We start from the raw sequence: 6,000 nt of genomic DNA on the forward strand, positions 1-6,000 counted from the left end.
GCGATCCATGGCGCCCGCTGGATTGACTGTGTACCGATACCACGGCTCAAGCATGGAAATTCGCAGAATCACCCAAGCCCCCTGATCCGCAACCGCCTCCGCTCCTACCCCGTACGCTGCACCGGTCGGCTAGGCGCTGCCGGCGTCCGCTATAGCGAAAACACCTGGCTTCAGCCCCGAAAGAACAGCACGGTCATGATCGAACCGGTCACGATCACGACCGCGCGCACCAGGGACGGAGGCAAGCGCCGACCTACGCGCGCCATGACGTATCCGCCAGCAGTGGCTGCCAGCATCATGACCAGGGCTTCCTTCCACAGGATGGCACCTCCGAACGCATATACCGACACAGCGATCGCGGTCAGGACCGACGAGACCAGATTCTTGAGCCCCTGCATCGAATTGATGTTGCTGTGGCCAAGCAGACTGAATGCCGCAAGCAGGACGATGCCCAGTCCACCGTTGAAATATCCTCCGTAAACGCTCACCGCGGCTAATGTACAACCCTGCATCAATGCGCCGGCTTCGCCGGAGGACGCAGTGCGCGTGAACGTGCGCAGCAGCCATGGCCCGAACGCGAACAGCAGGGTCGCGACCAGCAGTAGCCATGGGACAAGGGTGCGAAACAGCTCATCTGGCGTCGTTAGCAGGAGCGCCGCGCCAACGGCACCACCGCCCAGGCTGATGACGACAAGTGCAGTCATCGTCAGCGTCGCGGGCGGCTTAATATCCTCCCGATACCCCCACGTACTGGCGAAATAGCCGGGCAAAAGCGCAAGTGTGCCAGAGGCGTTGGCGGCTATGGCTGGCACCCCGGCATACACCAGTGCGGGAAATGTGAAAAAGCTACCGCCGCCGGCAATGGCGTTCAAACCGCCGCCAAGGAATGCGGCGACAAGCAAAATCGCCCAGGTGCCGATCGAATGTTCCATGGCGCTTAATTCTCCTGTTCGTTCGATGTTCGAGAGTCTTGTTCAAGAGCCTTGGCAAGGGATTCCAAGGATGGGCTCAGCAACTCACTGGCCGCCAGGGCAGCCTGCTCTGGAGAGCGGCAGAGAATGGCATCGTAGACGGCCGCGTGCGCCTGGTAAGTCGGCTCGGGAAGCTGTTGCTCACACTCTGTTTTGGCAATGGTGTTCTGCAGGCCAGCCCAGAAGAATTGATACATTTCCACAAGCGCGGAGTTGTGGCTGGCCCTGACGATGTTGAGATGAAACCGCGCGTCTCGCTCGACGAAGTCTTCAAGAGAGGCTTCATCGCACCAACTTCCCCGCGCAGCGAGCGCCTCGTGTATCGCTCGCAAGTCTTCTTCGGTACGGCGCGACGCAGCAAGACGTGCCGCTTCTACTTCCAGTGCGCGGCGAACCTCAAGCTGATCGTGCAGCGCGGCATGATCCAGGCGCTCCAGTAATCCTGCCGGATCACGAATGGAACGGACGAATGTCCCAGCCCCCTGCCGCACTTCCAGAACACCGGTATGGACCAACGCCCGAACCGCTTCGCGAATCGTATTGCGGCCGACCCCAAGCGAGGTGCTCAGTTGGCCCTCAGTAGGTATTCGCGCACCGCATGGCCACGCGCCGGCGACAATCTGTGAACGGAGTTGTTCAATCACCCGCTCCACCAGCGAGGAGCGAGCTGTCCGTCCTAGCGACATAGGTAGGCCTCCAAATTCATCCTATGTTTGGATCATAGGATGAATTATCGGATGCAGGCAAATCACGGGGGCATCCCACCCTCTCGCTTGCACAGCAAACCTCAGCGAGCAGAATCAGACCGAAGCAGTCAGAGGCAGATCAGCCTCTGCATGGCGTGATGACTTGCGTCCGGACCGATGTCCCGCCAGTAACCCGGTGAATGGAGAGTCGCCAGTATCAGGTGAAGGCGCCGGCTAGCGCGCCTGATCCAATTTCAATTCCCGGAAAGCCTGCGCTACGTCCTTGCGAAGAAGATCGTCATCCCAAGGCTTGGTAAGAAACTTATAGATCGCCCCTTCATTGATCGCTTCAGTCACCGACTTCAGATCCGTATAACCTGAAAGCACGATACGCACGGTATTGGGATAAAGCCCCTTTACGCGACTGAGAAACTCTGTTCCATTCATTTCCGGCATGCGCTGGTCTGACAGAATGACCTGAACATCATGTTTGGCCAGCAACTCGAAAGCATCCTGAGCACGTGTTGCCATCAAGATGCGATAGCCATCGCGACGTAACACCCTGGCCAAGGCGCGGAGAATGTTCTCCTCATCATCGAGAAGCAGTACCGTTTGGACCGGCTCCTCACTCACGCTCGCAGTGATGGGCTCGCGCACCAGCATGCGCTGGCGCAGGTACTGCTCGATCTCGGCAAAAGGCATGGGTTTGGCGAAGTAGTAGCCCTGAAATTGATCGCACTGGCTCTTTCTCAGAAATGCACATTGCGGTTCTGTCTCCACTCCTTCCGCTATTACGATCAGGCGCAAATGATGCGCCATTGAGATAATGCCCTGCGTAATCGCCGCGTCATCACGATCACTGATGATTTCCTGAATGAATGAACGATCGATTTTGACTTTGTCTATCGGCAAACGCTTGAGGTAGTTCAAACTGGAGAATCCCGTTCCGAAGTCATCTATGGCAATACCGACGCCAAGATCCTTGACTTGACGTAGTGTCTCAATTGCCTTTTCCGGATTGTTCAGAAGTACCGTCTCGGTTATCTCAAGTTCCAGGACATGCGCCTCCAGCTCATACTTCTCGAGCACCGCCTGTATGCTCTCGACAAAGTTACTGCGCAGGAAGTGTACCGGTGAGACATTCACCGCTACTGACGGCCCGGCCATACCCTTGTCGATAAGCAGACGAATTTGACGGCACGCGGTATCCAGCACCCAGGCGCTTAGCGGAATGATCTGCCCGGTATCCTCGGCCACGGGGATAAATGTTGTTGGCGGGATATAACCCAACGTGGGGTGGAACCAGCGCAGGAGTGCTTCCAGCCCCACGACACGCCCACTGCGACTATCGACCTGGGGTTGGTAATATAATTCCAGAGCCCCGGAGTCCAGTGCTTTTTGCAACTCGTTGCGCAAACTTACTCGCTCGCTGACCCGCAAATTCAGGTCATTGGTATACCACTGATAATTATTGCGCCCTTCCTGCTTGGCTTTGTACATAGCCAAGTCGGCCTGCTGTATCAGTTGCAAAGGCTGTTCCAGGGTGCCGTCGCTTAATGTAATGCCGATGCTCGCTGTAACGTGAAGGTCAATTTCCTGAATTCGATAGGGCTGAGAAATAGCATCGATGAGCCTGTCGGCAATCGGTACGACATCATCTTCCACAGCCAGGTCAGGCAGCAGGACGATGAACTCGTCCCCGCCCATTCGGGCAACCGTATCGCCCGGCCTCACCTGGGCGCTCATCCGCTTGGCAACTTCCACCAGCAACAAATCACCAAAACCATGCCCAATCGAGTCATTGATAGGCTTGAAGCCATCCAGATCGATAAACAGAACAGCCAGCCGGCGGTGGTAGCGCTGGCAGATCTTGCACCCCTGACGCAACCGATCCTCCAGCAAAGCCCGGTTCGGAAGTCCCGTCAGCAGGTCATGACTGCCATTGAAGCTGAGCTCCTCCTCGAAACGCTTCCGCTCGGAGATGTCATTCTGAACGCCCACGAAGTGACTAACTACGCCTCGCTCATCGAAGATCGGCGAGATATACAAATCATTCCAGAAAGCCTGTCCATCCCGGCGGAAATTACGGACCACCACATGCACGTCGCGCGCCTGGCTCAGGCCGCGACGGATTTCCTCGCTTCGCAAGGGATCACGATCAGGCCCCTGGAGAAAGCGGCAGTTTTTGCCCACCACCTCGGTGGGCGGGTAGCCCGTAATGCGCTCAAAAGCCGGGTTCGCGTAGATTATCGGCATGTCTGATGCTTGCGCATCGACAATAACGACACCGTTGTAACTTGCCTCCAAACTACGCTGTAGCAGGCGCAACTGTCGCTCCGCGGTCTTTCTATCAGTGATATCACGAAGCGTCAGCAAACGGGCCGGCTCGCCTTCCCAGTCGGTTTCGCTGCTGTGTATTTCGACGTCCACGAAACCACCTGCGGACAAGGGAAGGCTCCACTCAATCAAACGGTCATTGTGTGGCGGTAGTGGCAGCTCCCACTGCTGCAGTTCTTGGAGTTTTAGCTGCAGCATCGCTTCCGCCGCTGGATTGGCGAAGCACACCTCACCATGGGAAGAAATCACCAGCACGGCATCACGGGTATCGTTTAATAGCTGACGAAAGGCATGCTCGCGCTTTCTGGCCTGCTCTCGGGCGGCCTGCTTTTCCGTGACGTCTATGGCCAGGACAAGGTAGCAGGGCTGTTGGTCAAACTCGAAATCGTGGACAAGAATCTCTGCCAAGACTTCTCGCCCCGACTTGTGTCGGTAAGTCCAAACGCCTGCGGAACTATCGAAGACTCGAACACTGAGGTAGGACTCAAAATAATCGAGAAAGCGGCTGCGTTCTGCCTCCGAGCGCACTTCAAGTATTGACATGCCAAGCAACTCGGCCTGGCTATAGCCAAAGAAGCGCGAGGTTGCCTGGTTGACCGCCAGGAACGACAGCGTCTGTCTCGAAAACACCCACATCGGTTCAGGGTTTGCATCAAACAACAGGCGATATCGCGCCTCGCTTTCAGCTATTCGGGCCGTCGCCAGACTACGGTCGATGGCATAACGGACGCTACGTACCAGCTGCTCGGCATCGAATCGTCCCTTGACCAGATAGTCAGCCGCCCCCTGCTCGATGGCCGATGCCTCCAGATGCATGTCACCCTGCCCAGTCAACAGAATGACGGGCCGGCTGACGCCCGCCTGGACCGCCTGGCGAAGCAACTCCAAACCAGACTCGGCTCCGATACGATAATCGATCAGATAAAGGTCATGTTTCTCCCTGAGCAAGGCAGACAAGCCTTCCTGAAAGTCCGAGCACCAATCCAGGACGATCGCCTGGGCCGAATCACGTAGCAGGTCGCGGGTGATGATGTAGTCATCCTCATCATCATCAACCAGAAGTAAACGCCAAGGCCGATCGATAGGTGTCATTCGCCTTTCTCCTGGATAGGTAAGTTCACGATGTCCAGCCAATGGCGCCCTAGCATGCGAACAACCTCAACCAGACCGGAGTAAGTAATGGGTTTGCTGATGAAGGCGTTAACGCCGCTTTCATAGCTATGCGAAATATCCTCCTCGGCACAAGACGTCGAAAACACCACCACGGGTATGACTTTCAGGTTTGGGTCTGCCTTGATGATCCCCAGCGCCTCTCGACCGCCCAGTCTCGGCATATTCAGATCCAGCAAAATCAATCCAGGCTTTGGATACTTTTTTTCATCGAGAAATGGATCTCGATGCATAAGATAATCGAGCAATTCTTCGCCATCATGCACAAAGTGGAGGTGGCTTTGGATGCTGCACTCCCGAAACGCTTCCTTCATCAATAGACAATCGTCCGGATCGTCCTCGGCAACAAGAATGTGAATCCTTTTATTGTTCATGGAGCTCCGTATCGCCAAGCGGAAACGTGACACGAAATACGCAGCCTTTTCCAGGAGCGCTGGTAGCACTGATACTCGCACCATGTCTTTCGACAATCTTCTTTACAATGGCCAGCCCTATTCCGGTTCCTGGGTAGGCTTCACGTCCATGCAGGCGCTGAAATGGGTTGAATATTTTAGGCAAATATTTTTCATCGAAGCCGATACCGTTATCGGCCACACATACCGCCAGCCCTTTCGAAGCAGATGGCTCGGAGTAGATACGAATGCGTGGTGTCTGCAACGGGTCGCGAAATTTGAGTGCATTACTGAGCAAGTTCTGGAACACCTGACGTAACTGACTGACATCGCCCATGACATGGGGCAATGGCTCACGCTCGATGCATGCATCGGCCTGCTCGATGCTACTTTCAAGATCAATCAGAACGTCATCAAGCACACCATCCAACGCTACCGCTTCTA

The 6,000-nt window shown here is 55.7% G+C and carries 5 protein-coding genes; all 5 read right to left on the reverse strand.

Features of this window, described 5'->3' with window-relative positions; translation table 11 throughout:
* Positions 1-170 precede the first annotated feature (170 nt).
* A complete protein-coding gene (locus tag B597_RS38275) occupies positions 171-932 on the reverse strand; it encodes a sulfite exporter TauE/SafE family protein (RefSeq protein ID WP_024162214.1) in 762 nt (253 codons plus the stop codon).
* A gap of 5 nt (positions 933-937) precedes the next feature.
* Positions 938-1,657 (reverse strand): FadR/GntR family transcriptional regulator, encoded by a 720-nt coding sequence (locus B597_RS0223535; protein ID WP_031323566.1) that lies wholly within the window; start codon positions 1,655-1,657, stop codon positions 938-940.
* A 234-nt stretch (positions 1,658-1,891) separates the two neighbouring features.
* Positions 1,892-5,086 (reverse strand): EAL domain-containing protein, encoded by a 3,195-nt coding sequence (locus B597_RS47995; RefSeq protein ID WP_003296418.1) that lies wholly within the window; start codon positions 5,084-5,086, stop codon positions 1,892-1,894.
* On the reverse strand, positions 5,083-5,538 hold the full coding sequence (locus tag B597_RS38285; protein ID WP_082321540.1) for a response regulator: 456 nt from the start codon (positions 5,536-5,538) through the stop codon (positions 5,083-5,085). Before B597_RS38285 ends, B597_RS47995 begins: the two co-directional genes overlap by 4 nt.
* On the reverse strand, positions 5,528-6,000 hold a 473-nt coding region (locus B597_RS46530; protein WP_256380746.1), incomplete at its 5' end, for a sensor histidine kinase. The genes B597_RS38285 and B597_RS46530, both read right to left, overlap by 11 nt.

The organism is Stutzerimonas stutzeri KOS6, from assembly GCF_000307775.2.
Lineage (GTDB): Bacteria > Pseudomonadota > Gammaproteobacteria > Pseudomonadales > Pseudomonadaceae > Stutzerimonas > Stutzerimonas stutzeri_B.